Source organism: Streptococcus infantis, from assembly GCF_047465525.1.
Lineage (GTDB): Bacteria > Bacillota > Bacilli > Lactobacillales > Streptococcaceae > Streptococcus > Streptococcus infantis_R.
In genome coordinates, this window is the sequence record NZ_JASGZS010000012.1 from 37,474 (window position 1) to 63,150 (window position 25,677).

Below are 25,677 nucleotides of genomic sequence, written 5' to 3' on the forward strand. Positions count from 1 at the left end.
TATTAAAAATGAATAAAAAAATGATGAAAAAAATTTTATATGTGACAAATGTTGATTGGAATTGGATAAAACAGCGTCCACAATTTATTGCAGAAAGCTTATCTAATTTTTATGAGATACTAGTTCTGTATCGCTATTGGTATAATAGAAAAGGGTTGACTGAGGATAGAAATACTAATATTACAAATATATCACGTATTTATGCCCTACCTTTTGTTAATAGGTCACCTAAACTAAAGCAACTGAATGATAAAATTGTTGCTTGGAATATTCGAAGAAAAGTTAAGGCTTTTAAACCAGAATATGTATATTTGACAAATCCAATGCAGTTTGCATCTCTTGTAGACAATTCAGAACAAAAAATAATATATGATTGTATGGATTATCATGTGGCTTTTATAGAAGATAGAGAAGAACGCCAGCGATTAAAGGATTTAGAAGAGAAACTGGTCAATAGAGCTAATTTAATCTTAGTTTCGAGTGAGAAATTAAGAGAAAATATTATTTCTGATTATAACTTGGAAGAACAGGTTGATAAAATAGTGGTGGTTAGAAATGGTTATAATGGTAAAATCTTAAGCATTCCTACTCAGCATAAAAAGAATAACCAAAAGCTTGTACTTGCATATGTTGGAACTATCAGTCATTGGTTTGATTTTGATATCATTTTACGAAGTTTAGAAGATTTTGATAATATTGAATATAAGTTGATTGGTCCGATTAGCAAAGCTGTTATTCCTGAACATGATAGAATTCATTATTTAGGAAGTGTACCACACGAGAAGATTTATCAGTATATTGAGAATGCAGATGTTCTTATTATGCCGTTTCAAATTAATGATATTGTTGAAGCAGTGGATCCGGTTAAGTTATATGAATATATTAACTTTAGCAAAAATATACTTACGGTATGTTATAAGGAAATTCTGAGATTTGAACCATTTGTATACATGTATTCAAATTATTCAGATTACCAAATGAATCTGGTGCAATTGATTGAAAATAATAATTTGAAATATGACAGTATAGCTAGAGAAGATTTTTTGAAAAGTAATACTTGGGAAAAAAGAGCGGAGATGATTCATCAGCTGATTAATCAGTTGTAATTTTTTGTGGAGAGATGAATGAAGAGACAGAAGTTTGAATTTATAGAGATTCTATACTATTTTACAGTGATGCTATCAGTGGGAATGTTTCTTATGTTTTCCCTCAACTTATATTGGCACAGAAACTTATTAACTATTTTATCTATTGCACTCTTATTTTTAATGATTCCTATACTGATTGTTAATGCTAAAAGAATTTCTAAATCAGCTTTTATCTATGGTACTTTTTTATCTATATGTATTATATACGAGATATCAAGAGCTAAAACTCTTTATAATTATAGTGTGAGTAATATTTTTTTGGCATCCCGACAATATATATGGATTTTTCTATTTTTTGTATTGATTTACCTTTTTAAGAACAAACAAGAAAACATGAGAAAAATTTTAGATAATACACTCAATATTTTTATGTTTTCTCTTGGGATTAGAGCATTCACATGGTTTTTATATACAGTATTTCAATTTGAACTATTTCCATCTATTTTAAGAGAATTCGGAGATTTGTGGTATCGAAATGAATTTTCTGTACGAATAGATGGAACACCATTAATTATAATAGGTTTGTTAATCTCCACTTTTTTCTATTTTAAATTTGGAAATAGGAAATACTTTTATTATTTATTCTCGATATTAATGTATATAACATTTGTAAATCAGACAAGGATGCTACTGGTTTCTGTTTTGATTTCAATTTTTCTCATGTTTGTATATTCTAGAAGAACTTCTAGATTGCTCACCTCTTTAAGTTTTATAACTGTAATTATAGTATTCGTTTATGGAGGTGGATTGGATTATATTAAAGCATATTTAAATATCGACACTGGATCATTTGATATGGGATTAGGATTTAGATACTGGGAGTTGAAATACTATCTTGGTTTATTAGCTAATGATGTATGGAAACTTGGGGTTGGAATTCTAACATCAAGTAATATAAATAGTAATTTTATTTTGGCTGGGCCAAGTGCTGTTAAGATGTATCTAGATGATTTAGGTTTTTTAGAGTTATTTGTTCAATTTGGTGTGGCTGCAATTTTTATGTATGGTTATATATTTTATAAGATAATTAATTTAATTCTAAGAATGTCAAATGATAAATATAGAGTTGACCGAGCCTTTTTTATTGCACTCTTAACTAATTTAATAATTACTTCAATTTCTTTAAATATCTTTGGAGCGCAGAGAAGTTTCTCATTGGCAATTGTTCTAGCATTAATATTCTACTATGACTATAGGCTAAAAAATGACATAGAAAATTAGGTGTATAATGGATAAAGTATGTATAGTTATTCTCAATTATAATAATTATGAAGATACGATTGAATGTGTACAAAGTTTGAGAAGTACTATAAAATCAAATGAGTATGACATCGTGATTGTAGATAATAATTCGGTTAACGATAGTGTCAAAGAGTTATCCAGGGCGCTATCCCCTATTAAGATTATTACTAGTTTAGAAAATAGAGGATATGCGAATGGGAACAATATTGGAATAAAGTATGCTGAGGATAATGGATATGATTACATTTGTATATTAAACAATGATACACTAATTGAAGTTGATTTTTTGGAATCGTGTAAACGAGAACTAGAAGATAATTCCTCTGTTGCTTTTGTTAGTCCAGTGTTAGTTGAATATAAAAATAATAACTTGGTACAATCTACAGGTGGTGATATTTTTATTAATAGAGGAATTGTAACTTTAAAAAATCATGGTGCTCAGAGAGACAAACTTCCTTCTAAAATCGAAAGTGACTATATTGGGGGAGCGTGTTTGATGTTCAAAACCTCTATCTTGAAAATTATTGGATATATACCGGAAAGCTATTTTCTATTTTATGAAGAAACTGAATGGTGTTATAGAGCTAAAAAGTTAGGCTATAAGAATATATGTCTTACTCAAAGTTATGTTTATCATAAAGGTTCGGTCTCTATAAAAGCGGTCAATGGACTTCAAGAATATTTAATGGCGAGAAATAGAGTTGTATTTGTTCGTAGAAATGTAAATAGTAAACTAAGGTATACTGTTTTCTTGATCTATTTATTCATGCAACAACTTTATCATTGCTTCTCGAGAAGGGATTGTTCTAAAAGAAAGTATAAATATTATTTAGATGGTGTATTTAATAGAATTGATCCATCCTACCCATTTATTTTCATAAACGAATAAGTTACTGCTTATAACTGTAGATGCACTAAGGTAATTAGATTAAATAAGCAAAGAGAGTGGTCATTATAGGATCATAATTTAAAATAGTTAGGTGAAACATGGAAGTGTTTGATATATCTCAAATAAAAACAAAAATAGTCGCATTTGATTTTTTTGATACTGTTGTACATAGGAATTGTCATCCTGAGCAAACTTTGTATCAGTGGGCTAAGGAAATGGCTTTGGAGCTGAATTTTGATGTATCTCCTGCAATATTATACAAGGTTAGAAAAAGTGTCGAAAACGATAAAGAGTTAGGCACTGAAGAAATGTGTTATCTAGATCTTTTGTCTGGAATTTACGATAAAATTAAAGATAAGATAAAAATTATATCAAAAGAAGAGTTTATTCATAGAGCTAAAACTCTAGAGTTGAAAATTGAATTACAACATATTTACTTGGATTCGGAAATTAAAGAAGTTTTAAAAAGATTGAAAAGTGATTCAAAACAGATTATCCTAGTTTCTGATTTTTATACTGATAAAGAATTAATAGAAACTGTATTAAAAAAGTTTGAAATTTTTGATTATTTCTCTTCTATCTATATTTCGAGTGAGAAAGCTTGCCGTAAATCTACAGGAAATTTATATAAGTTAATTTTAAAAGAATTAGGCTTAAATCCTATAGACATTACCATGATAGGAGATAATTATAAATCTGATTATGAAGTACCGCGTTCTCTAGGATTAAATGCTATTTATAGACAATACATAGATAAAAATACAACGGTAGCAGAGAAAGAGTTGGTAAGACTCTATAATCAAATTTTATTTTCTAACAGTAAAAAAGCACCGTTTAATATTTTTTTAGCTGACATCGTATTCTTTATTTCGAAATTGCATAAAAAGATGATTCAAGATGATGTTCAAATAGCACTCTTTTGCTCAAGAGAAGGACAGTTATTGAAAAGACTTTTTGATATATATCAAGATACTTTTTTGGGGAAAAATCAAAAGATTTGTACAGAATATTTTTATGTTTCTAGACGATCGACATTATATTCTTCTTTTACTTCTTTAGAGAATGAAGAATTTGAGATGATTTTTCGTCAATATAAAAAAATTACATTACAAAATTTCTTGTTAAATTTAAACTTTTCTGATAATGAAATCATATTGATTTGTCAAGATTTAAAAGAGAAACCAACATATGTATTAACAGTAGACGATCATTTATTAGAGAAATTAAAAAAACATCCTCAGTTCATTACGAAGTTCAATAAAGAGAAAAAAGACAGTCAATTACTACGTGATTATATAGAACGTTTAACTAAAAACCAAAATGAAGTATATTTAGTCGATGTGGGTTGGAAAGGAACGATACAAGATAGTATCAAAAAGGCTCTTCCAGACAAGAGAATAGTAGGTTATTATCTAGGATTGATGCTCAATGTTTACTCAGTAGAAAATAAAACGAATAAAACTGGTCTATTATTTTCTGATTATCCAAATAAATCGGAATTTTATGATATTGTGAGTAGAAATTTTGAATTTTATGAAGATATTTTTGTAGCAGATCATGGTCCAGTTTTGAAATATAAAAAAGATAGTGAAATTATTCCCATTCTTGAAGATGATAAGAAACATGTGAGTATTTATCAGGCAGTTAAAGATTATCAAGAAGAGTTAGTATTTGGATTTTCAGAAATTTTGGAAGCTTATAAGAAAATGAAGTTTCTCCCTTTTGAACAAAAAAGTCTATGGCTAATGATGTCGCTAAAAAAAGAATGTATTTATATACCTAAGTTACAATCATTTTCTGAATCTTTAAAAGAAAAAGTTGTTGAAAATTTTGGTGAGATAGTAACTCTTAAGACTACGAAAAAATCTTTAAAAACGTTATTAAGAGAGAAAAGCGATCTACTTTGGGTTGATTTCGTTTATAGATTGTTTGGTGGTGTCAATTTCCTATTTATTCCAGAATTATATACAAGAGTTATATTTTTATTGAAATATTTAGATTTGAAATTGAGGTTGAAAAATTATGGGGAATAAATCCATAAAGTTGAATGCATTATTAAATATTGTCCTGACGCTATCAAATATCATCTTCCCATTAATCACTTTTCCTTATATATCTAGAATATTGAATCCAACTGGTATAGGTTTAACTTCATTTTTTAGTTCAATAGGGAATTATGGTATTTTACTTGCTTCTCTGGGAATTTCAACTTATGGTATCAAAGCAGTAGCAAGTGTTAGAGATGATAGAGACAAGTTGTCAAAGGTAGTGCAGGAGTTAATGATTATAAACGTTGCTATGTCTATAATAACAACTGCAATACTATTACTTTTGACTATATTTATAACACAATTGAATAAAGAATTTTCACTCTTATTGCTCACATGTGGGACAATTTTATCTTCTCCTTTTGCCTTAAATTGGTTGTATAGTGGAATGGAAGAATATACTTATATTACTACCCGGTCAGTAGTGTTTAAAATTTTATCATTAATATTGATTTTTCTACTTGTGAAAAGGCCAGAGGATTATATTGTTTTTGCTAGTATTTCATTGTTTTCTTCTCTAAGTTCAAATATCTTAAATCTATGGCATAGCCGACATTTCATTAATATTAAATTATATAAAAATTTACAATTTAAACATCATTTTAAACCAATGTGGTATTTATTTGCCTCATTACTTGCGGTAAATATTTATACTAATTTAGATACAGTTATGCTCGGTTTTATTAATGGTAATGAGGCTGTGGGATACTATTCTGTGGCATCAAAGGTTAAGTGGATTTTGCTTTCTCTTATTACATCTATTAGTGCAGTTTTGCTACCGAGACTTTCATTTTATATTAGTAAAAATGACACCTCGAATTTTAGAAAAATATTAAAGGAGTCATCTGCGGTTATATTTTTTATTGCGATTCCATTGATGGTATTCTTTATTGTAGAGGCGAAAGATAGTATCTTATTACTAGGAGGAAGTCAGTATCTTCCTGCGACCTTAGCCATGCAAATACTTATGCCAATTTTACTTATTTCTGGTTTCTCGAATATTACAGGAAATCAAATATTGATTCCAATGAATAGAGAAAAATATTTTATGGTTGCAGTAACGATTGGTGCTGTGATTAATCTTATTTTGAATCTACTGTTAATGCCTAATTTTGGAATTATTGGTGCTTCTGTCGCAACTCTTTTTGCGGAATTGTCGCAGATGATGGTACAACTACATTTTTCAAAAGAATATTTAGTATCAAATATATCGATAAAGAGTTTGGTTAATGTGATAATTGCAACAGTTGTTTCTACAATACCACTAATCATTTTGAATCAGCTGATAACGATAACTATACCATTTTATTCTCTAATGCTAGCAGGTTTTGCTTTCTTTTCATTATATTTAGTAATTCTGCTTTTATTAAAGGAGGAAGTGACGATTCAATTATTTTCTCTTCTTGCAAAGAAGAAGTAAATTGGTCAGAAATTGAAATGTATAAACAAATAAAGAATTTAATTATTGATTTAGGAGGAAATCATGAAGATAATGCTAGTTTTTGGTACACGTCCAGAAGCGATAAAAATGTGTCCATTAGTGAATGAGTTGAAAAAACAGGCAGATATGGAAACAGTTGTTTGTGTAACTGGTCAACACAAGGAGATGGTTAGCCCTGTTTTGGAATTGTTTGGAGTTCAACCAGACTATGATTTAGAAATAATGAAAGCTAATCAAACCTTGTTCTCTATAACAACAAGTATTTTAGAAAAAATTAAACCTGTTTTAGAAGAAGAACAACCAGATATTGTTCTAGTTCATGGTGACACTACTACAACATATGCAGCAGCTTTGGCAGCATTTTATCTTGGAATTAAGGTTGGCCATGTTGAAGCTGGGTTACGAACTTACAACCTGCAAAGTCCCTTCCCAGAAGAATTTAATAGACAATCGACTTCTATTATTGCAAATTATCATTTTGCTCCAACTGAATTGGCTAAAGAAAATCTTTTAAAAGAGGGTAGAGAGAATGTTTATGTAACTGGAAATACAGTTATTGATGCACTTACAACTACAGTACAAAAGGATTATACACACCCTGATTTGGATTTAAACGTTGACACTCGTCTTATTCTACTAACTGCTCATAGACGTGAAAATCTCGGAGAACCTATGAAACACATGTTTAGAGCTGTTAAACGAGTTTTAAATGAATACGATGATGTTAAGGTAATTTATCCAATTCATAAAAATCCCTTGGTGCGTGAAACAGCTGCGGAAATTTTTGGAGACACAGAACGTATTCAGATTATTGAACCTTTGGATGTTCTTGATTTTCATAATTTCATGAATCATAGTTATATGATTTTAACTGATTCAGGAGGAGTTCAGGAAGAGGCTCCTTCTTTAGGAAAACCTGTATTGGTCATGCGAGATACGACAGAAAGACCTGAAGGAGTAGCTGCCGGAACGTTGAAATTGGTTGGAACTGATGAGGAGACTATTTATCAAAACTTTAAGATGCTTTTAGACGATTCCGAAGAATATAAAAAAATGAGTCAAGCTAGTAATCCTTATGGAAATGGTGATGCTAGTAAACAGATAGTTCGTATTTTACGCGGAATTTAAGCGAGGCTAGGTAAAGTAATAATATAGAAAGGTACCCTACTATGAAAGGTATTATTCTAGCAGGTGGTTCGGGGACACGTTTATATCCTTTGACCCGAGCTGCATCAAAACAACTTATGCCGGTTTATGATAAACCGATGATTTACTATCCACTTTCAACATTGATGTTGGCTGGAATTAGGGATATTTTGATAATCTCAACTCCTCAAGATTTGCCTCGTTTTAAAGAGCTCCTTCAAGACGGATCTGAGTTTGGGATTAAACTTTCTTATGCAGAGCAACCTAGTCCAGATGGTTTGGCACAATCCTTTATCATTGGGGAAGAGTTTATTGGTGATGATAGCGTTGTTCTAATCTTAGGCGACAATATCTATCATGGGCCTGGTCTTTCTAAGATGCTACAAAAGGTAGCAAGTAAGGAGTCAGGGGCAACTGTGTTTGGCTACCATGTGAAGGATCCAGAGCGCTTTGGTGTGGTTGAGTTTGACAAGGATATGAACGCTATTTCTATCGAAGAAAAACCAGAACACCCTCGTTCAAACTATGCAGTTACAGGACTCTATTTTTATGATAATGATGTAGTGGAAATTGCCAAGAGTATTAAACCAAGTCCTCGTGGTGAATTGGAAATTACAGACGTTAACAAGGCTTACCTAGATCGTGGAGATTTGTCCGTTGAGGTTATGGGACGTGGTTTTGCTTGGCTGGATACTGGAACTCATGAAAGTTTACTAGAGGCTTCACAGTACATCGAAACAGTGCAACGGATGCAAAATGTTCAGGTGGCAAACTTGGAAGAAATTGCTTACCGCATGGGTTATATCAGTCGCGAAGATGTGTTGGCCTTAGCTCAACCGCTTAAGAAAAATGAATACGGACAGTATCTGCTCCGTTTGATTGGAGAAGCATAGATGACAGACAATTTTTTCGGTAAGACACTTGCAGTACGCAAGGTTGAAGCTATTCCAGGTATGTTGGAGTTTGATATCCCTGTGCATGGGGACAACCGTGGCTGGTTTAAAGAAAATTTCCAAAAGGAAAAAATGCTTCCACTTGGATTTCCAGAGTCTTTCTTTGCAGAAGGAAAATTACAAAACAACGTCTCTTTTTCTCGTAAGAATGTTCTTCGTGGTTTGCACGCAGAACCATGGGATAAGTACATCTCTGTAGCAGATGGTGGGAAAGTTCTGGGCTCTTGGGTTGATCTACGCGAGGGCGAAACCTTTGGGAATACTTATCAGACGGTTATTGATGCTAGCAAGGGAATTTTTGTTCCTCGAGGCGTGGCCAATGGCTTTCAAGTCCTATCAGATACAGTTTCTTATAGTTATCTGGTCAATGATTACTGGACTCTCGAACTCAAACCCAAGTATGCCTTTGTAAACTACGCTGATCCGAGCCTTGGTATTGAATGGGAAAATCTTGCAGAAGCAGAGGTTTCAGAAGCTGATAAAAATCATCCACTACTTAAGGATGTAAAACCTTTGAAAAAAGAGGATTTGTAAAAAGGAAAGAATATGACTGAATACAAAAATATTATCGTGACAGGAGGAGCTGGTTTTATCGGATCCAACTTTGTCCATTATGTTTACAAGAATTTTCCAGATGTTCACGTGACAGTCTTGGACAAGTTGACTTATGCTGGAAACCGCGCTAATATTGAGGAAATTTTAGGTGATCGTGTTGAGTTAGTTGTTGGTGACATTGCTGATGCAGAGGTGGTAGACAAATTGGCAGCTCAAGCTGATGCTATCGTTCATTATGCAGCGGAAAGTCACAATGACAATTCGCTGAATGATCCATCACCATTTATCCATACCAACTTCATCGGAACCTATACTCTTTTGGAAGCGGCTCGCAAATATGATATTCGTTTCCACCATGTGTCTACAGACGAAGTTTATGGTGATCTTCCTCTACGTGAGGATTTGCCAGGTCATGGTGAAGGTCCAGGTGAGAAATTTACTGCTGAAACCAAATACAATCCAAGCTCTCCTTACTCATCAACTAAGGCAGCTTCAGACTTGATTGTCAAAGCCTGGGTACGATCATTTGGTGTCAAGGCAACGATTTCTAACTGTTCAAACAATTATGGTCCTTATCAACACATTGAAAAATTTATCCCACGCCAGATTACCAACATTCTAAGTGGAATTAAGCCAAAACTTTACGGTGAGGGTAAGAACGTTCGTGACTGGATTCATACCAATGACCATTCTTCAGGTGTTTGGACAATCTTGACAAAAGGGCGAATTGGTGAAACCTACTTGATTGGGGCTGATGGCGAGAAAAACAACAAGGAAGTTTTGGAACTTATCCTTAAGGAAATGGGACAACCTGCGGATGCCTATGATCATGTGACTGACCGTGCAGGACATGACCTTCGTTATGCTATTGATGCAAGCAAGCTCCGTGATGAGTTAGGGTGGAAACCTGAATTTACTAACTTTGAAGCTGGGCTCAAGGAAACAATCAAGTGGTATACAGATAACCAAGAATGGTGGAAAGCAGAGAAAGAAGCTGTTGAAGCCAACTACGCTAAAACACAAGAGGTTCTTGAAAAATAAAAGGCAGAAACTTTCTGCTTTTTATTGCTATACCGAAGAATTGTGAATCAGTTGAAAGGAAGAAAGATGATTTTAATTACAGGAGCAAATGGCCAATTAGGAACGGAACTTCGCTATTTATTGGATGAGCGTAATGAAGAATATGTTGCGGTTGATGTGGCTGAGATGGATATTACCAATGCAGAAATGGTTGAGAAGGTTTTTGAAGAGGTGAAACCGACTTTAGTTTACCATTGTGCAGCCTACACCGCAGTTGATGCAGCAGAGGATGAAGGGAAGGAATTGGATTTCGCCATCAATGTTACGGGGACAGAAAATGTCGCAAAAGCATCCGAAAAGTATGGAGCAACTCTAGTCTACATCTCTACAGATTATGTCTTTGATGGTAAGAAGCCAGTTGGACAAGAATGGGAAGTCGATGACCGACCAGACCCACAAACTGAATATGGTCGTACTAAGCGTATGGGAGAGGAGCTTGTAGAAAAACACGTTTCAAACTTCTATATTATCCGTACCGCCTGGGTTTTTGGAAATTACGGCAAAAACTTCGTCTTCACGATGCAAAATCTTGCAAAAACTCATAAGACCTTGACAGTTGTAAATGATCAACATGGTCGCCCAACCTGGACGCGTACCTTGGCCGAGTTCATGACTTTCCTAGCTGAAAATCGCAAGGAATTTGGTTATTATCATTTGTCAAATGATGCGACGGAAGACACAACTTGGTATGACTTTGCAGTTGAAATTTTGAAGGATACAGATGTCGAAGTCAAGCCAGTAGACTCAAGCCAATTTCCTGCCAAAGCTAAACGTCCACTAAACTCAACAATGAGTCTGGCTAAAGCTAAAGCTACTGGATTTGTCATCCCAACTTGGCAAGATGCCTTGAAAGAATTTTACAAACAAGACCTTAAAAAATAAATGTTGAAATATTGCTATAAAGTATATTTTGAACTAGAGATATTTTAGGATTAGTGCCTTATCACTCATGCTAAAGGATGAAATAGTTTTATTAGAGAAGTCGAACTATGTGTGCTAGACACTCGCACTAGGAAATAGATTTATAGAATTTTCTTTTGGACAGTTGCGGAAAATAGGACCAATTTTCCAGTAATTTTATAAAAAGGCGGAGGAGGTAAAAACTCAATTTGAAGATAAAATTGAGTAAATCTTTCCGTTATAAAACGCATAGTATCAAGTTTTTTTGAACATTTGATATTATGCGTTTTCTTATTTTAAGGGGGCGTTTGCCCAGCCGTTTTCTTTTTATTTACCCACCGATGAAATCGTCGGATAATTATAAAAATTCAAGAAAAAGCTTGCGTAAATGTTAGAAAATTCGAGCACGAATGTATTTTTTGTGTTATAATATTCTGTGAGTAGTTATGCCTTGGTGTAGCTATTAAAAATAGAAGTGTGAAACTGGTAAGATAGAGAGGACGCAGTGTAATGACTAGGAATGGTTTTTTTACAGGCTTAGATATCGGAACTAGCTCTATTAAAGTGTTGGTTGCAGAGCTTGTAAATGGTGAAGTAAATGTAATTGGCGTAAGTAATGCCAAAAGTAAAGGTGTCAAAGATGGGATTATCGTTGACATCGAAGCAGCAGCGACTGCTATTAAGTCTGCAATTTCTCAAGCAGAAGAAAAAGCAGGAATTTCAATCAAGTCTGTAAACGTTGGTTTGCCAGCTAATTTGCTACAAGTTGAGCCAACTCAGGGCATGATTCCGGTGACATCAGATACAAGAGAAATTACAGATCAAGATGTTGAAAATGTTGTTAAATCAGCTTTGACTAAAAGTATGACTCCAGACCGTGAAGTTATCACCTTTATTCCAGAGGAATTTGTCGTAGATGGATTCCAAGGAATTCGTGATCCTCGCGGGATGATGGGTGTGCGTTTGGAAATGCGCGGTCTCTTGTACACTGGCCCACGTACGATTCTCCATAATCTTCGTAAAACTGTAGAGCGTGTAGGCATTCAAGTTGATAACGTGATTATTTCACCTCTTGCAATGGTTCACTCTGTCTTGAATGAAGGTGAACGTGAGTTTGGTGCGACTGTTATCGACATGGGTGGTGGCCAAACGACGGTTGCCACTATTCGCAACCAAGAACTTCAATATACAAATGTCAACCAAGAGGGTGGCGATTATGTTACAAAAGACATTTCAAAAGTTCTCAAGACTTCTAAGAAAATTGCAGAAGGTCTAAAATTGAACTATGGAGAAGCTTATCCACCACTAGCTAGCAAGGAAACTTTCCAAGTTGAAGTGATCGGTGAAGTTGAACCAGTTGAAGTGACTGAAGAATACTTGGCTGAGATTATTTCGGCAAGACTTAAGCACATTTTTGAGCAAATTAAGCAAGATTTGGAAAGACGTCACCTATTAGACTTGCCAGGAGGTATTGCTTTGATTGGTGGAAATGCCCTCCTTCCAGGTGTCGTTGAATTGGCCCAAGAAGTATTTGGAGTCCGTGTTAAGTTATTCGTACCAAATCAAGTTGGGATTCGTAATCCTGCTTTTGCCCATGTCATTAGCTTGTCAGAATTCGCTGGAAGCCTTACTGAAGTGAATGTTCTAGCTCAGCGAGCAATTCGAGGGGAACATGCTTTAAGCCACCAGCCACTTGACTTTAGAAGTTCAGCTCAACCTGTTTCACCTGTTTCTCCACGACCAGTATTTAATACAGTGACAACACCTGAGCCTGAAACAAACCAATCTGTTGAACCAGTAGCTCCTCTTCAATCGGAAGAAAAGAGCAGAGGTAAATTAACGGATCGTTTCCGTAGCTTGATTGGAAGCATGTTTGACGAATAAAATAGAGGAATATAAATATGACATTTTCATTTGATACAGCAGCAGCACAAGGTGCAGTAATTAAAGTAATCGGTGTCGGCGGTGGTGGTGGAAATGCCATCAACCGTATGGTTGACGAAGGCGTTTCTGGAGTTGAATTTATCGCAGCCAACACAGATGTACAAGCTTTGAGCAGTACAAAAGCTGAGACAGTTATTCAGCTCGGCCCTAAATTGACTCGCGGACTTGGTGCAGGAGGTCAACCTGAAGTTGGTCGTAAAGCTGCGGAAGAAAGCGAAGAAGTATTGACAGAAGCAATCAGCGGTGCTGATATGGTCTTCATCACTGCTGGTATGGGTGGTGGTTCTGGTACAGGTGCTGCACCAGTTATCGCTCGTATTGCAAAAAGTCTTGGTGCTTTGACAGTCGGTGTTGTTACTCGCCCATTTGGTTTTGAAGGAAGCAAACGTGGACAATTTGCTATCGAAGGGATTAACGAACTTCGTGAGCATGTTGATACACTCTTGATTATCTCAAACAACAACTTGCTAGAAATCGTTGACAAGAAGACTCCACTTCTTGAAGCATTGAGTGAAGCAGATAACGTTCTTCGTCAAGGTGTGCAAGGGATTACAGATTTGATTACAAATCCTGGTTTGATCAACTTGGACTTTGCAGACGTTAAGACTGTTATGGCCAATAAAGGTAACGCCCTTATGGGAATTGGTATCGGTAGCGGTGAAGAACGTGTTGTAGAAGCTGCTCGTAAAGCAATCTACTCACCACTTCTTGAAACAACTATTGATGGTGCTGAGGATGTTATCGTTAACGTAACTGGTGGTTTGGACTTGACTTTGATTGAAGCTGAAGAAGCATCAGAAATTGTGAACCAAGCAGCTGGGCATGGAGTTAACATCTGGCTTGGAACATCTATTGATGAGACAATGAAAGACGAAATCCGCGTGACGGTTGTTGCGACAGGAGTACGTCAGGATAAAGTTGAGAAAGTTGTAACTCCTCAACCACGCCAAGCAACACACCGCGAACCTGCTCGAACTAGTCATGCGCAGACTTTTGATCGTAATTTTGATATGGCTGATACAGCAGAAATTCCAACTCCAAGTTATCGTCGTCAAGAAGCTCCAAAGGCATCAGCTTTTGGTGACTGGGACTTGAGACGCGATGCTATCGTTCGTCAAGGAGAGCCAGTTGTTTCTCCAGTGGAACGTTTTGAAGTTCCAGCAGCTACGGATGAAGATGAGTTGGAAACACCACCATTCTTTAAAAATCGTTAATGAAGATGAATTTAAAAGAAAATACGAACCTTGTTTTTCAACAGATATCGAATGCAGTTCAGGAAGCTGGTCGTGAAAACGACTCGGTTTCTGTGATTGCGGTGACCAAATATGTAGATGTTGAAACAGCCTCAGCTTTGGTTTCGCAAGGAGTGCAACACATTGGTGAGAACCGTGTTGATAAATTTCTTGACAAGTATCATGCTCTAAGTGATAAGAATCTTACCTGGCATTTGATTGGAACCTTACAGAGACGTAAAGTCAAGGAAGTGATTTCTTATGTGGATTATTTTCATGCTTTAGATTCCTTAAAGCTAGCTCAGGAAATTCAAAAACGAGCAGACCACAAGATTAAGTGCTTTTTGCAAGTAAATATTTCTAAGGAAGAAAGTAAGCACGGTTTTTCGAAAGAAGAATTGTTAGCCCTCTTACCAGAACTTTCAGAATTAGACCGGATTGAGTACGTTGGATTGATGACCATGGCTCCGTTTGAAGCAACAAGTCAAGAGTTACAGGAGATATTTAAAGAAACGCAAGAATTGCAAAAAACCATTCAAGAAAAGCATCTCCCCAATATGCCGATGACAGAACTCAGTATGGGAATGAGTCGAGACTTCGAAGAAGCGATTCAATGTGGTTCAACTTTCGTTCGAATCGGCACAGCATTTTTTAAGTAGGAAATAACCATGTCACTAAAAAATAAATTTGAAAAGTTTATAGATTATTTCACTGAAGATGGAGAAGAGGTGGCGCCAAACGTTGCTGAATTAAAGCCTGAAAAAACGCTAACATCAGTTTCTGCCCCCATGGAAGAACTTCCACAAGCTCAACAACTTCCCCAGCCTTCACAAGTGAATTCAAAGGAAAAAAATATTACGCGCCTTCATGCTCGTCAGCAAGAATTAGCGATGAAGAGTCATCGTAGTACAGAAAAGGTAACCATTGATGTTCGTTATCCTCGTCGCTACGAAGATGCAACGGATATCGTTGATTTACTAGCAGGCAATGAAAGTATTTTAATCGATTTCCAATACATGACTGAAGTACAAGCGCGTCGTTGTCTAGACTATTTAGATGGAGCTCGTCATGTACTTGCTGGTGAATTAAGAAAGGTTGCAAATACCATGTACCTTTTGACACCAGTAGGAGTTGTGGTTAACATTGAAGATATTCGTTTACCTGAGGGAACTCATGGTGAAGAGTTTGATTTCGATATGAAGAGAAAACGAGTGAGATAATGATATTTCTAGTTCGCTTTATTCAAAACGCTACAGATATCTATTCTATGATACTTGTAGCGTTTGCTCTCTTATCCTGGTTTCCAACTGCCTATGAGACTAGAGCAGGTCGTTTGTTGACTAATTTAGTCAAACCGATTCTTCAACCCCTGAGACGTTTGCCACTAAGTATTGGTGGTTTAGATTTTTCAGTCTGGGTGGCTGTCATCTTGGTTCATCTTGTTGGAAACTATCTCATTCGTTTTCTTTATATACTAGCATGAGAAAAGATATCTATCAGCATTTTTCAGTCGAGGATATACCTTTTATTGATAAAGGTTTGGAGTGGCTCAGGCAGGTTGAGGAGCACTACGCTCCCATCTTAACTCCCTTTATCAACCCTCATCAGGTCTTTATTTTAAAGACATTGGGCAATCATCAAGGAATTAAAGTTTTTTCTAGCAATGATTTTATAGCTAGCGAGTATAGTCGTGTACTACTTGCACCAGATTATTTCATACCGACTTTGACGGATTTTGAAATGGACTTGCTTGAGATTGTTTATTCTAGCAAGTTTGACCAATTGACTCATTCCAAGATTTTAGGAACTGTTCTGAATCGTCTGGGAATCGATCGCAAGTTATTTGGTGATATATTGGTAACAGAAAATAGAGCTCAAATCATTGTGGACCAAAAATTCACTTCTCTCTTTCAAGATGGGATTCAAAAGATTGCTCGATTACCTGTCAAACTTGAAGTCAAATCCTTTGAAGAATTGGTAGAAGCCGAGAGTGATTATCAGGAAAAGGAAGTTTTAGTTCCGAGTATGCGCTTGGATGCTTTCTTGTCAAATGTTCTGAAATTGTCTCGCTCTCAGACAGCTGAGTTATTAGAAAGAAAATATGTTCAGGTAAATTACCATCTGGTTGAAAAATCTGATTATCAAGTTAAGATTGGTGATTTAGTAAGTGTCAGACGTTTTGGAAGAATTAGTGTTCTGAGAGAAAATGGTCAGACAAAAAGGGATAAGAAGAAATTGACAATACAATTATTATTAAGTAAGTGAGGGGAAAATATGCCAATTACATCGTTAGAGATTAAGGATAAAAGCTTTAGTACTAAGTTTAGAGGTTTTGATCCTGAAGAAGTTGATGAATTTCTCGATATTGTAGTTCGAGACTATGAAACATTGGTTCGAAGTAACCATGATAAAGAGCAACAAATTAGAAATTTAGAAGAGCGTTTGTCTTATTTTGATGAGATGAAAGATTCATTGAGTCAGTCTGTTTTAATTGCTCAAGATACTGCTGAGCGAGTTAAACAAGCAGCTACTGAACGCTCTCATAATATCATTCATCATGCTGAACAGGAATCACAACGTTTGCTTGATGAAGCTAAGTACAAGGCAAATGAAATTTTACGTCAAGCAACTGATAATGCTAAGAAGGTTGCGATTGAGACAGAAGAACTGAAGAATAAGAGTCGTGTCTTCCATCAACGCTTGAAATCTACAATTGAAAGTCAATTGGCAATCGTTGATTCATCTGATTGGGAAGAAATTTTACGTCCAACAGCAACTTATTTACAAACTAGTGATGAAGTCTTTAAAGAGGTGGTTAGAGAGGCTTTGGGGGAAAATATTTCAGCATTTCATGAGGAGGAATCCAATGATTTGACTCGTCAGTTTTCACCTGAAGAGGTTGCTGAGCTCCAAGCACGTATAGAAGCAACTAATCGTGAATTGATGGAAGCACAGGATGAATCAACTTTATCTGACTTATCTTCGTTAGTAAATAATGAAATGAGTTCTGAGTCTAAAGAGGATTCAGAATAACAATTTCTCAACATTTATAATTGTAAAATCTGAGAACAAGATCTAATCAAACATATTTCCAGCGAGTAGGAGATGGTGGAAGTCCTACAATCCCTGTTGATGAGATTATCCTCTCAAGTTATCAAGTCTGAAGTTAGTAGGATTTGACGTTGCCCACGTTACGGGAAAAGAGGGAGAAAGACTAGTTCTTTTTCCGAACAAAGGTGGTACCACGATTTTCGTCCTTTTTAGCGAATCGTGGTTTTTAATTTGTCTATATAAAAAAGGAGATATCATGAAACTCAAAGAAACTTTAAATCTTGGGAAAACTGACTTCCCAATGCGTGCAGGCCTTCCTACAAAAGAGCCAGTATGGCAAAAAGAGTGGGAAGAAGCAAAATTGTATCAACGTCGTCAAGAGTTGAATGAAGGGAAACCTCACTTCACTCTTCATGATGGACCTCCGTACGCTAACGGAAATATCCACGTTGGTCATGCTATGAACAAGATTTCAAAAGATATCATTGTTCGTTCTAAGTCTATGTCAGGATTCTACGCGCCATATATCCCAGGTTGGGATACACATGGTCTGCCAATCGAGCAAGTCTTGGCAAAACAAGGTGTTAAACGCAAAGAAATGGACTTGGTTGAGTACTTGAAACTTTGCCGTGAATACGCTCTTTCTCAAGTAGATAAACAACGCGAAGACTTCAAGCGCTTGGGTGTTTCTGGTGACTGGGAAAATCCATATGTGACTTTGACTCCTGACTATGAAGCGGCCCAAATCCGTGTCTTCGGTGAGATGGCTAACAAAGGTTATATCTATCGTGGTGCAAAACCAGTTTACTGGTCTTGGTCATCTGAGTCAGCTCTTGCTGAAGCGGAAATTGAATACCATGACTTGGTATCAACTTCTCTTTACTATGCCAACAAAGTCAAAGATGGCAAAGGTGTCCTAGACACTGATACTTATATCGTTGTTTGGACAACAACTCCATTTACTATCACTGCTTCTCGTGGTTTGACTGTTGGTGCGGATATTGATTACGTTTTGGTTCAACCTGCTGGTGAAGCCCGTAAGTTTGTGGTTGCTGCTGAATTGTTGAACAGCTTGTCTGAAAAATTTGGTTGGACGGATGTTCAAGTTTTGGCTACTTACCGTGGTTCAGAATTGAACCACATCGTGACAGAGCACCCATGGGATACTGCAGTAGATGAACTTGTTATTCTTGGTGAACACGTTACAACAGACTCAGGTACTGGTATCGTCCATACAGCTCCTGGTTTTGGTGAGGACGACTATAATGTTGGTATTGCTAACGGACTTGAAGTTGCTGTGACAGTTAACGAACGCGGGCTTATGATGGCTAATGCTGGTGCTGAGTTTGAAGGCCAATTCTATGATAAGGTTGTTCCAACGGTTATCGAAAAACTTGGTGATTTACTTCTTGCTCAAGAAGAAATCTCTCACTCATACCCATTTGACTGGCGTACGAAAAAACCAATCATCTGGCGTGCAGTTCCACAATGGTTTGCTTCAGTATCAAAATTCCGTCAAGATATTTTAGATGAAATCGAAAAAGTGAAATTCCATTCAGAATGGGGTAAAGTCCGTCTTTACAACATGATCCGTGACCGTGGTGACTGGGTTATCTCTCGTCAACGTGCTTGGGGAGTTCCTCTTCCAATCTTCTACGCAGAAGATGGCACACCAATCATGACAGCTGAAACGATTGAACATGTAGCTCAACTCTTTGAAGAGCATGGTTCAATCATCTGGTGGGAACGTGATGCTAAAGACCTATTACCAGAAGGATTTACACATCCAGGTTCACCAAATGGAGAGTTCAAGAAAGAAACTGACATCATGGACGTATGGTTTGACTCAGGTTCATCATGGAATGGTGTCGTGGTTAACCGTCCAGAACTCAAATACCCAGCTGACCTCTACCTTGAAGGTTCAGACCAATACCGTGGTTGGTTCAACTCTTCTCTTATCACATCTGTTGCCAACCATGGTGTGGCACCATACAAACAAATCTTGTCACAAGGATTTGCCCTTGACGGTAAAGGTGAAAAGATGTCTAAATCTCTTGGAAATACCATTGCTCCAAGCGATGTTGAGAAACAATTTGGTGCGGAAATCTTGCGTCTCTGGGTAACAAGTGTTGACTCAAGCAATGACGTGCGTATCTCAATGGATATCTTGAGCCAAGTTTCTGAAACTTACCGTAAGATCCGTAACACTCTTCGTTTCTTGATTGCTAACACATCTGACTTTAATCCAGCTGAGGATACAGTTTCTTACGAAGAACTTCGTTCAGTTGATAAGTATATGACCATCCGCTTTAACCAGCTTGTGAAGACAATTCGTGATGCTTATGCTGACTTTGAATTCTTGACAATCTATAAAGCACTAGTGAACTTTATCAACGTTGATTTGTCAGCCTTCTACCTTGATTTTGCCAAAGATGTTGTCTACATCGAAGGAGCCAAATCATTGGAACGCCGTCAAATGCAAACAGTCTTCTATGATATTTTGGTGAAAATCACTAAGCTTTTGACACCAATCCTTCCTCACACTGCGGAAGAAATTTGGTCATATCTTGAGTTTGAAGCTGAAGACTTTGTTCAATTGTCAGAATTGCCAGAAGCGGAGACATTTGCGAACCAAGAGGAAATCTTGGACACATGGGCAGCCTTCATGGACTTCCGTGGACAAGCTCAAAAAGCCTTGGAAGAAGCGCGTAATGCAAAAGTAATCGGTAAATCACTTGAAGCACACTTGACTGTTTATCCAAACGAAGTTGTGAAAACTCTACTCGAAGCAATAAACAGCAATGTAGCTCAACTTTTGATTGTGTCTGAGTTGACCATCGCAGAAGGACCAGCTCCAGAAGCTGCTGTTAGCTTTGAAGATGTAGCTTTCACTGTAGAACATGCAGCTGGTGAAGTGTGTGACCGTTGCCGTCGTATCGACCCGACAACAGCAGAACGTCATTACCACGCAACCATCTGTGACCACTGCGCAAGCATCGTAGAAGAAAACTTTGCGGACGCAGTTGCTGAAGGATTTGAAGTAAAATAAAAGTAAAAAATGGCGAGGGTAGTCCAAAGGTTAATTTGAAAAGAAAGGCCAATAGCACTCTCCAACATTAAACGCATAATATCAAGACTTTTTGCAAGTCTGGTATTATGCGTTTTTTTATTATGTGACTTTCAGTCCGTCTCGCTCCGTTAGGTGCGAGACAAATAAACCACCCGCTATGCGGGTGCGCGTCGAAGGTTATACCAAAAAAACTCCAAACGCGATACAATAAAGGTGTTCAAGCCAATTGTAAAGCGAAAGGAGAAAAATATGGCACAAAAGGCACATAGTTTATCACACACAAAGTGGATGTGTTCTATCACATTGTGTTCACCCCTAAGTATAGACGAAAAGTCATCTATAATCAATATCGAAGTAGTTTGGGAGAAATATTCCACCGATTATGTAGTTATAAAGGTGTTGAGATTATCGAAGGTCATTTAATGCCTGATCATGTACATATGTTGGTGAGTATTCCACCTAGGATAAGTATTTCAAGTTTCATGGGGTATTTAAAAGGCAAAAGTGCACTCATGATGTTTGATAAACACGCCAACCTCAAGTATAAGTTTGGGAATCGGCATTTCTGGGCGGAAGGTTATTATGTGAGTACAGTAGGGCTTAATGAAGCCACAATTAAGAAATATATTCAAGAGCAGGAAAAGCATGATATAGCACTAGATAAATTGAGTGTAAAAGAATATGAGGATCCCTTTAGGGATAGTGGTAAGTAATACTCACGCCTCTTTAAGAGGCAAGTGACGAGTCAAGAGCAATGAGGCTTGAACAACGTGAAAGCCAGCGTCTTTAGGCGCTGGCTGGTAATTTGGGCTTTTAGCCCTGGTGCAAACCACCCGTTTGACGGGTGGTCATGATTGTAATGCCCTTTTTACCAAGTATCTTTTTTGTATAGTGGATTGAATCCATAATATAGTAGATTGAATCTAAAATCATACATTATGACTGCTAAAAATATTTCTAGAAATTAGTTTGACTTTCCTAATCGAATTGTTCATACCTTATTTCAATCAAATATAGTATAGCACACTGTTGCTTCTAAAATATGGATAGAAATTGATTTGATTTCCCTAGTCAATTTGTTCAGATTTTATTTCATTTTACTATAAAATAAAATTGCTCTTTTTTGTTAGCAGGCTGCTTAAGAAATATCTAAGTCCGTGTGTAAATTTGGAATTCTAGCAGCTAATCAATGTATTCTAGGAAGCTAAGGAAGAGTTTCTAACAAAACATAAAATATATATGTTTGTGTAGTTAAAATTTCTGCTCTTTTTGATTTTAAAAGAACATCAAGTTTTTAAGAAAAAAACTAACAAAATAGAGAAAAACTGTATTTAGATATTATAAAAACTTATATGTATATATTTGGAATGTAATAAACTGAAAGAAATCTAAAGAATAAATTTGATTTATTTAAGTAAAAAGATTATAATAAAATTGTATTTATAATACTACATAAACACAAAAGGAGAAATAAATATGTGTTTTAATCGTAAAAATGCAGAACAAAAGAATTGGCGTATGATCAAAAAAGGAAAACATTTCTTGTTTGGTTGTTCGCTAGTCTTTGCGGTTGGAGCTACACTAGCTACTCCAACGGTTCACGCTGACAGTGTAGAAGCTAAGACAGAAGCTACAAATTCAGCAACACAAAATGAACCTACTGCAGAGGCGACGACCTATGCGGCACCAGCTGCAACTAGCCCAGTTGCGACTGAAGCAGTAGAAGCAAATTCTGCAACAACTGCAGTTTCAGTTGATAAGTATCAACTTGAAGCAGTTTTGGCACAAGCTAAAGCTAAAAGCTTGGATGGTCAAGAAGCTTCAGTTAAAGATGAGGTAGAAGCTGCAATTGCAGAAGCAAAAGCATTAGTTGCGAACGGTTCAGCAAGCCAAGATCAAATCAACCAAAGTGTTGAACGTTTGACTCATGCTGTGGCAAGTGTGAAGGAAGTTACTGAAGCAGCTGAGACAACAGTTGAAACAACATCTGAAGCAACTACAGAATCTTCAGCAACTCCTAAAGTCAGAAGCAAACGTGCTGTTGCTGAAGGTACAACACGTTCAATTGATGAAACTAACCTTGCTCGTGCTATCGTAACCAAAGATAACTTTGAAAGTTTCTTCCAAGAAGGTGGAACTGCTTCCTATGATAAATCAACAGGTACTATTAAGTTGACAGATGACGTTTCAGGTCAAGTTGGTAGTGCTTACCTACGTTTTAAAATTAACTCTGGACAACCTTTTACCTTCACTGGTAAGGTAGATATTGGTAATAAATACGAAGGCAAAACTGATGCAGATGGCCGACCAGGTGGTGATGGAGTTGGTTTCGTCTTCCATACAGGTAAGGTAAATACTATTGGTCAATCTGGAGCCTCTATTGGTATGGGTACTATCAAAAATGCCTTTGGTTTCAAACTAGACTCATGGCACAACACTTCTAACCCAAATGCCAACCAAAATGCATCAGCCGATCCACAATATGGTGGGAGAGCCTGGAAAACAAATGCCTTCGGTTCATTCTACTCATCAAATAATGCTGGTAGGGTAACGACAAGTAGCTCAGCAGCCAAAGCTCTAAATCCAGCTCCAAGTGGCCAATGGGTAGACTTTAAAATTGAATACGATGAAAATAAAAACTTTACAGTAACTTATGGCTCACAAACTTGGACAACGAACTTAAAAAATGCTAACACTAGCATCATGACAACTGACGCTAAGAATGCCTTGACTAAAAATAATCCAACCTTTGCCCTTTCGTTCTTAGGAAGTACAGGTTCTGGTACTAACTTGCAACGCGTTCAGATTGAAAGATTTGAGTTTACAGCGCCACAAATCGTCCACATGAAATTTGTTGATGCAAAAGGTAATGAAATTGAAGCAAGTAGTGCGATTCCAGGTGATGAAAATGAGGTTATTAACCTTAGCACCCAAGACAGCAAAATTGCAGCAGTCGAAGCTAAAGGTTATAAATTAAAGAGAATCGATGCAAGCAAAGCACCTTCATATAACGAAGGAAACAATACCGTTACCCTAACTCCAGGTGGGCAGTTGTTGACTTATGTATTTGCACCAGCTGGACCTACTGTCACTCCAACATTACAAGTTGGCGGTGTTATGACTGAGCCAGGTATCAAGTCAACAGACAATACCATCTCAGGAATTGGTAAAAAAGGCGCAACAATCAAAATTGCTGCTGCTGGTAAGACAATTGTTGATAATGTGACTGTTGCTGAGGATGGTTCTTGGTCTGCAACTCTTCCAACTGGTTTAAATAGCAATATCACTGACCAAGATCAGTTGGTTCCAAGAGATACATTGACAGTTACCCAAACGATCAATGGTGAAGAAAGTGCTGAAACAGAGGTTAAAGTTGGACTTGGTGAATCAGTTGTTCAACCATCTGAATCTTCTTCTGATAAACAAAGTCTTGTTGCAGAAACTACAACAGTAACTTTGAAAGTACCACATGATGCGGGAATTACTTACTTTGATTATCCTAAAGCTGGTAACGCTAGAAGTGAAGTCGCTATTAAACGCGATTCAATTCCAGGGGCATGGACTTCAAAAGACGAATCAAAAGCAGTTGTTAAGTCATACTCTAGTGATGGTTTCTTTGATACTATTGTCCTTGAAATGAAAGAGCAAATCCAACCAGGTAAGGCTAAGGTAGTTTCAAACATTAAAGAAGGTAAATACACAAGTCCTGTTAATTGGAAAGAAATTAATGTAGAAGCAAAACCAGCAGATACAACACCACCAGCAGCTCCAACTGTAAACCCAGTGACAGCAGCCTCTACAGCAGTAACAGGTACAGCTGAGCCAGGCTCAACCGTAGAAGTAACCCTTCAAAATGGACAAAAAGCCTCTGCAAAAGCTGGAGAAAATGGTGAGTTTTCAATTCCAGTTCCAGCTTTGAATGCTGATGATCAAATTAGTGTTACAGCAACAGATGCAGCTAAAAACACATCAACTCCAACTAAAGTTACTGTAAAAGAGACAGTTCGTCCGACCTTACACATTCCATATGATGATCCTGCGACACAAGCCATTTATGTTTACTCTGGTGAAGAAAATAATATTGAGCTAAAGGTAACTGATAATTCAGGTAAGATTGTAAAAGCTTATCTGGCTTTACCACAAGATAACCGCAGTGGGCTTGGTGCAGAAGACACTACCTTCTTAAACGGTAGAACTAAAGGTGGTTTGTATCTTAAGACTGAAGGTATTCATGTAGAAACTACTGCTACAGAGTCAACTCCAGCTATCGTTCGCGTAACTGGTGAAGTTCCTAAAAACACTTACACAGAAAGTAGTGGACAAATCACTCGTTACCTCTTTGCTGAAGATGCGGCGGGTAATACAGGTTATGAACATGTTGGTGATGCGACTACACCAGGACAACTTGGGCGTATCCGTTTTATGTGGAAACCACAAACATTCAAGTATACTGCAGTAGCTCCATCAACACCTATCACATCAAACACTGTTCCAGACGCGAGTGCTATTGAAAAAGCTGTTAAAGATGCAAACCCAACTTTCAGCGACAAGATCGAAAGTGTTTCTGTAGATGGTACTAATGTTAAAGTGACTTATAAGGATGGCAGTACAGATGTTATTCCAGCAGACTCAGTATTCACAATTGAACCAACTGCACCTACAGTAACACCAGTTAAAAATCCATCAAGCCTAACTCAACCAGAAAAAGATGCAGTTAAGAAAGCTGTAGAAACAGCGAACCCAAGTGCAACTAAGGTTGAAGTAGGAACCGATGGTACTACAACACTAACCTACTCAAATGGATCAACAGCTACCTTAAGACCAGGGCAAACAGTTAGTCAAGCAGATATCACAGCACCAGAGGCACCAAGTGTGAACCCAGTTAAAGCTGGAGATGAAGCAATCACAGGTAAAGCTGAGCCAGGTTCAACAGTAGAAGTCACTCTTCCAGGTGGAGCTAAGAAATCAGCGACAGCCG

Annotated in this window: 19 protein-coding genes and 1 pseudogene; all 20 read left to right on the top strand. The window is 36.8% G+C overall.

Annotation, left to right across the window (positions count from 1 at the left end):
• Positions 1-8 precede the first annotated feature (8 nt).
• Positions 9-1,106 carry a glycosyltransferase gene (locus QM374_RS06020; RefSeq protein WP_375555645.1) on the top strand — a complete coding sequence of 366 codons (1,098 nt, stop codon included), beginning with the start codon at positions 9-11 and terminating at the stop codon, positions 1,104-1,106.
• An 18-nt stretch (positions 1,107-1,124) separates the two neighbouring features.
• Positions 1,125-2,369 (top strand): polymerase, encoded by a 1,245-nt coding sequence (locus QM374_RS06025; RefSeq protein ID WP_414311171.1) that lies wholly within the window; start codon positions 1,125-1,127, stop codon positions 2,367-2,369.
• A gap of 7 nt (positions 2,370-2,376) precedes the next feature.
• Entirely contained in the window at positions 2,377-3,279 is a 903-nt protein-coding gene (locus QM374_RS06030; RefSeq protein ID WP_414311172.1) for a glycosyltransferase family 2 protein, read from the top strand.
• Positions 3,280-3,377: 98 nt separating this feature from the next.
• A complete protein-coding gene (locus QM374_RS06035) occupies positions 3,378-5,312 on the top strand; it encodes an HAD-IA family hydrolase (protein ID WP_414311173.1) in 1,935 nt (644 codons plus the stop codon).
• Entirely contained in the window at positions 5,302-6,747 is a 1,446-nt protein-coding gene (locus tag QM374_RS06040; RefSeq protein ID WP_342760443.1) for a flippase, read from the top strand. Before QM374_RS06035 ends, QM374_RS06040 begins: the two co-directional genes overlap by 11 nt.
• Before the next feature lie 60 nt (positions 6,748-6,807).
• Positions 6,808-7,896: a non-hydrolyzing UDP-N-acetylglucosamine 2-epimerase gene (gene wecB, locus QM374_RS06045; protein WP_049530524.1), complete on the top strand. Its 1,089-nt coding sequence runs from the start codon at positions 6,808-6,810 to the stop codon at positions 7,894-7,896.
• Positions 7,897-7,937: 41 nt separating this feature from the next.
• Positions 7,938-8,807, top strand: coding sequence for a glucose-1-phosphate thymidylyltransferase RfbA (gene rfbA / locus QM374_RS06050; protein ID WP_414311174.1), 870 nt, complete (start codon positions 7,938-7,940; stop codon positions 8,805-8,807).
• On the top strand, positions 8,808-9,401 hold the full coding sequence (locus QM374_RS06055) for a dTDP-4-dehydrorhamnose 3,5-epimerase family protein (RefSeq protein ID WP_414311175.1): 594 nt from the start codon (positions 8,808-8,810) through the stop codon (positions 9,399-9,401).
• A 12-nt stretch (positions 9,402-9,413) separates the two neighbouring features.
• Complete coding sequence (gene rfbB / locus QM374_RS06060; protein ID WP_414311176.1) at positions 9,414-10,463, top strand: dTDP-glucose 4,6-dehydratase; 1,050 nt, start codon at positions 9,414-9,416, stop codon at positions 10,461-10,463.
• 66 nt (positions 10,464-10,529) lie between these two features.
• Positions 10,530-11,384 carry a dTDP-4-dehydrorhamnose reductase gene (gene rfbD, locus QM374_RS06065; protein WP_414311177.1) on the top strand — a complete coding sequence of 285 codons (855 nt, stop codon included), beginning with the start codon at positions 10,530-10,532 and terminating at the stop codon, positions 11,382-11,384.
• A gap of 528 nt (positions 11,385-11,912) precedes the next feature.
• The gene (gene ftsA / locus QM374_RS06070) at positions 11,913-13,286 is read left to right on the top strand and encodes a cell division protein FtsA (protein ID WP_371560002.1); all 1,374 of its coding nucleotides are present in this window, start codon (positions 11,913-11,915) and stop codon (positions 13,284-13,286) included.
• 17 nt (positions 13,287-13,303) lie between these two features.
• Entirely contained in the window at positions 13,304-14,560 is a 1,257-nt protein-coding gene (ftsZ, locus tag QM374_RS06075; protein WP_371560000.1) for a cell division protein FtsZ, read from the top strand.
• A 5-nt stretch (positions 14,561-14,565) separates the two neighbouring features.
• Positions 14,566-15,237, top strand: a complete 672-nt coding sequence (locus tag QM374_RS06080) for a YggS family pyridoxal phosphate-dependent enzyme (RefSeq protein ID WP_414311178.1) — start codon at positions 14,566-14,568, stop codon at positions 15,235-15,237.
• 9 nt (positions 15,238-15,246) lie between these two features.
• Positions 15,247-15,798: a cell division protein SepF gene (locus tag QM374_RS06085; protein WP_075231297.1), complete on the top strand. Its 552-nt coding sequence runs from the start codon at positions 15,247-15,249 to the stop codon at positions 15,796-15,798.
• The gene (locus QM374_RS06090; RefSeq protein ID WP_315640763.1) at positions 15,798-16,061 is read left to right on the top strand and encodes a YggT family protein; all 264 of its coding nucleotides are present in this window, start codon (positions 15,798-15,800) and stop codon (positions 16,059-16,061) included. Before QM374_RS06085 ends, QM374_RS06090 begins: the two co-directional genes overlap by 1 nt.
• A complete protein-coding gene (locus QM374_RS06095; RefSeq protein WP_315640765.1) occupies positions 16,058-16,843 on the top strand; it encodes an RNA-binding protein in 786 nt (261 codons plus the stop codon). The genes QM374_RS06090 and QM374_RS06095 overlap by 4 nt, the downstream gene beginning before the upstream one ends.
• Before the next feature lie 9 nt (positions 16,844-16,852).
• Entirely contained in the window at positions 16,853-17,611 is a 759-nt protein-coding gene (locus QM374_RS06100; protein ID WP_311522915.1) for a DivIVA domain-containing protein, read from the top strand.
• A gap of 274 nt (positions 17,612-17,885) precedes the next feature.
• A complete protein-coding gene (gene ileS, locus QM374_RS06105; RefSeq protein ID WP_414311179.1) occupies positions 17,886-20,678 on the top strand; it encodes an isoleucine--tRNA ligase in 2,793 nt (930 codons plus the stop codon).
• Between the two features lie 270 nt (positions 20,679-20,948).
• A pseudogene (gene tnpA, locus QM374_RS06110) lies at positions 20,949-21,412 on the top strand (IS200/IS605 family transposase).
• Between the two features lie 763 nt (positions 21,413-22,175).
• On the top strand, positions 22,176-25,677 hold a 3,502-nt coding region (locus QM374_RS06115; RefSeq protein ID WP_414311180.1), incomplete at its 3' end, for a lectin-like domain-containing protein.

What these genes read in the sequence shown, in the direction of transcription:
- rfbA (WP_414311174.1), top strand. Translation starts at nt 7,938, where the DNA reads ATGAAAGGTATTATTCTAGCAGGTGGTTCGGGGACACGTTTATATCCT.
- QM374_RS06100 (WP_311522915.1), top strand. Translation starts at nt 16,853, where the DNA reads ATGCCAATTACATCGTTAGAGATTAAGGATAAAAGCTTTAGTACTAAG.
- QM374_RS06040 (WP_342760443.1), top strand. Translation starts at nt 5,302, where the DNA reads ATGGGGAATAAATCCATAAAGTTGAATGCATTATTAAATATTGTCCTG.
- ftsZ (WP_371560000.1), top strand. Translation starts at nt 13,304, where the DNA reads ATGACATTTTCATTTGATACAGCAGCAGCACAAGGTGCAGTAATTAAA.
- QM374_RS06080 (WP_414311178.1), top strand. Translation starts at nt 14,566, where the DNA reads ATGAATTTAAAAGAAAATACGAACCTTGTTTTTCAACAGATATCGAAT.
- rfbB (WP_414311176.1), top strand. Translation starts at nt 9,414, where the DNA reads ATGACTGAATACAAAAATATTATCGTGACAGGAGGAGCTGGTTTTATC.
- ileS (WP_414311179.1), top strand. Translation starts at nt 17,886, where the DNA reads ATGAAACTCAAAGAAACTTTAAATCTTGGGAAAACTGACTTCCCAATG.
- ftsA (WP_371560002.1), top strand. Translation starts at nt 11,913, where the DNA reads ATGACTAGGAATGGTTTTTTTACAGGCTTAGATATCGGAACTAGCTCT.
- QM374_RS06020 (WP_375555645.1), top strand. Translation starts at nt 9, where the DNA reads ATGAATAAAAAAATGATGAAAAAAATTTTATATGTGACAAATGTTGAT.
- QM374_RS06095 (WP_315640765.1), top strand. Translation starts at nt 16,058, where the DNA reads ATGAGAAAAGATATCTATCAGCATTTTTCAGTCGAGGATATACCTTTT.
- QM374_RS06025 (WP_414311171.1), top strand. Translation starts at nt 1,125, where the DNA reads ATGAAGAGACAGAAGTTTGAATTTATAGAGATTCTATACTATTTTACA.
- QM374_RS06030 (WP_414311172.1), top strand. Translation starts at nt 2,377, where the DNA reads ATGGATAAAGTATGTATAGTTATTCTCAATTATAATAATTATGAAGAT.
- QM374_RS06055 (WP_414311175.1), top strand. Translation starts at nt 8,808, where the DNA reads ATGACAGACAATTTTTTCGGTAAGACACTTGCAGTACGCAAGGTTGAA.
- QM374_RS06085 (WP_075231297.1), top strand. Translation starts at nt 15,247, where the DNA reads ATGTCACTAAAAAATAAATTTGAAAAGTTTATAGATTATTTCACTGAA.
- QM374_RS06035 (WP_414311173.1), top strand. Translation starts at nt 3,378, where the DNA reads ATGGAAGTGTTTGATATATCTCAAATAAAAACAAAAATAGTCGCATTT.
- rfbD (WP_414311177.1), top strand. Translation starts at nt 10,530, where the DNA reads ATGATTTTAATTACAGGAGCAAATGGCCAATTAGGAACGGAACTTCGC.
- QM374_RS06090 (WP_315640763.1), top strand. Translation starts at nt 15,798, where the DNA reads ATGATATTTCTAGTTCGCTTTATTCAAAACGCTACAGATATCTATTCT.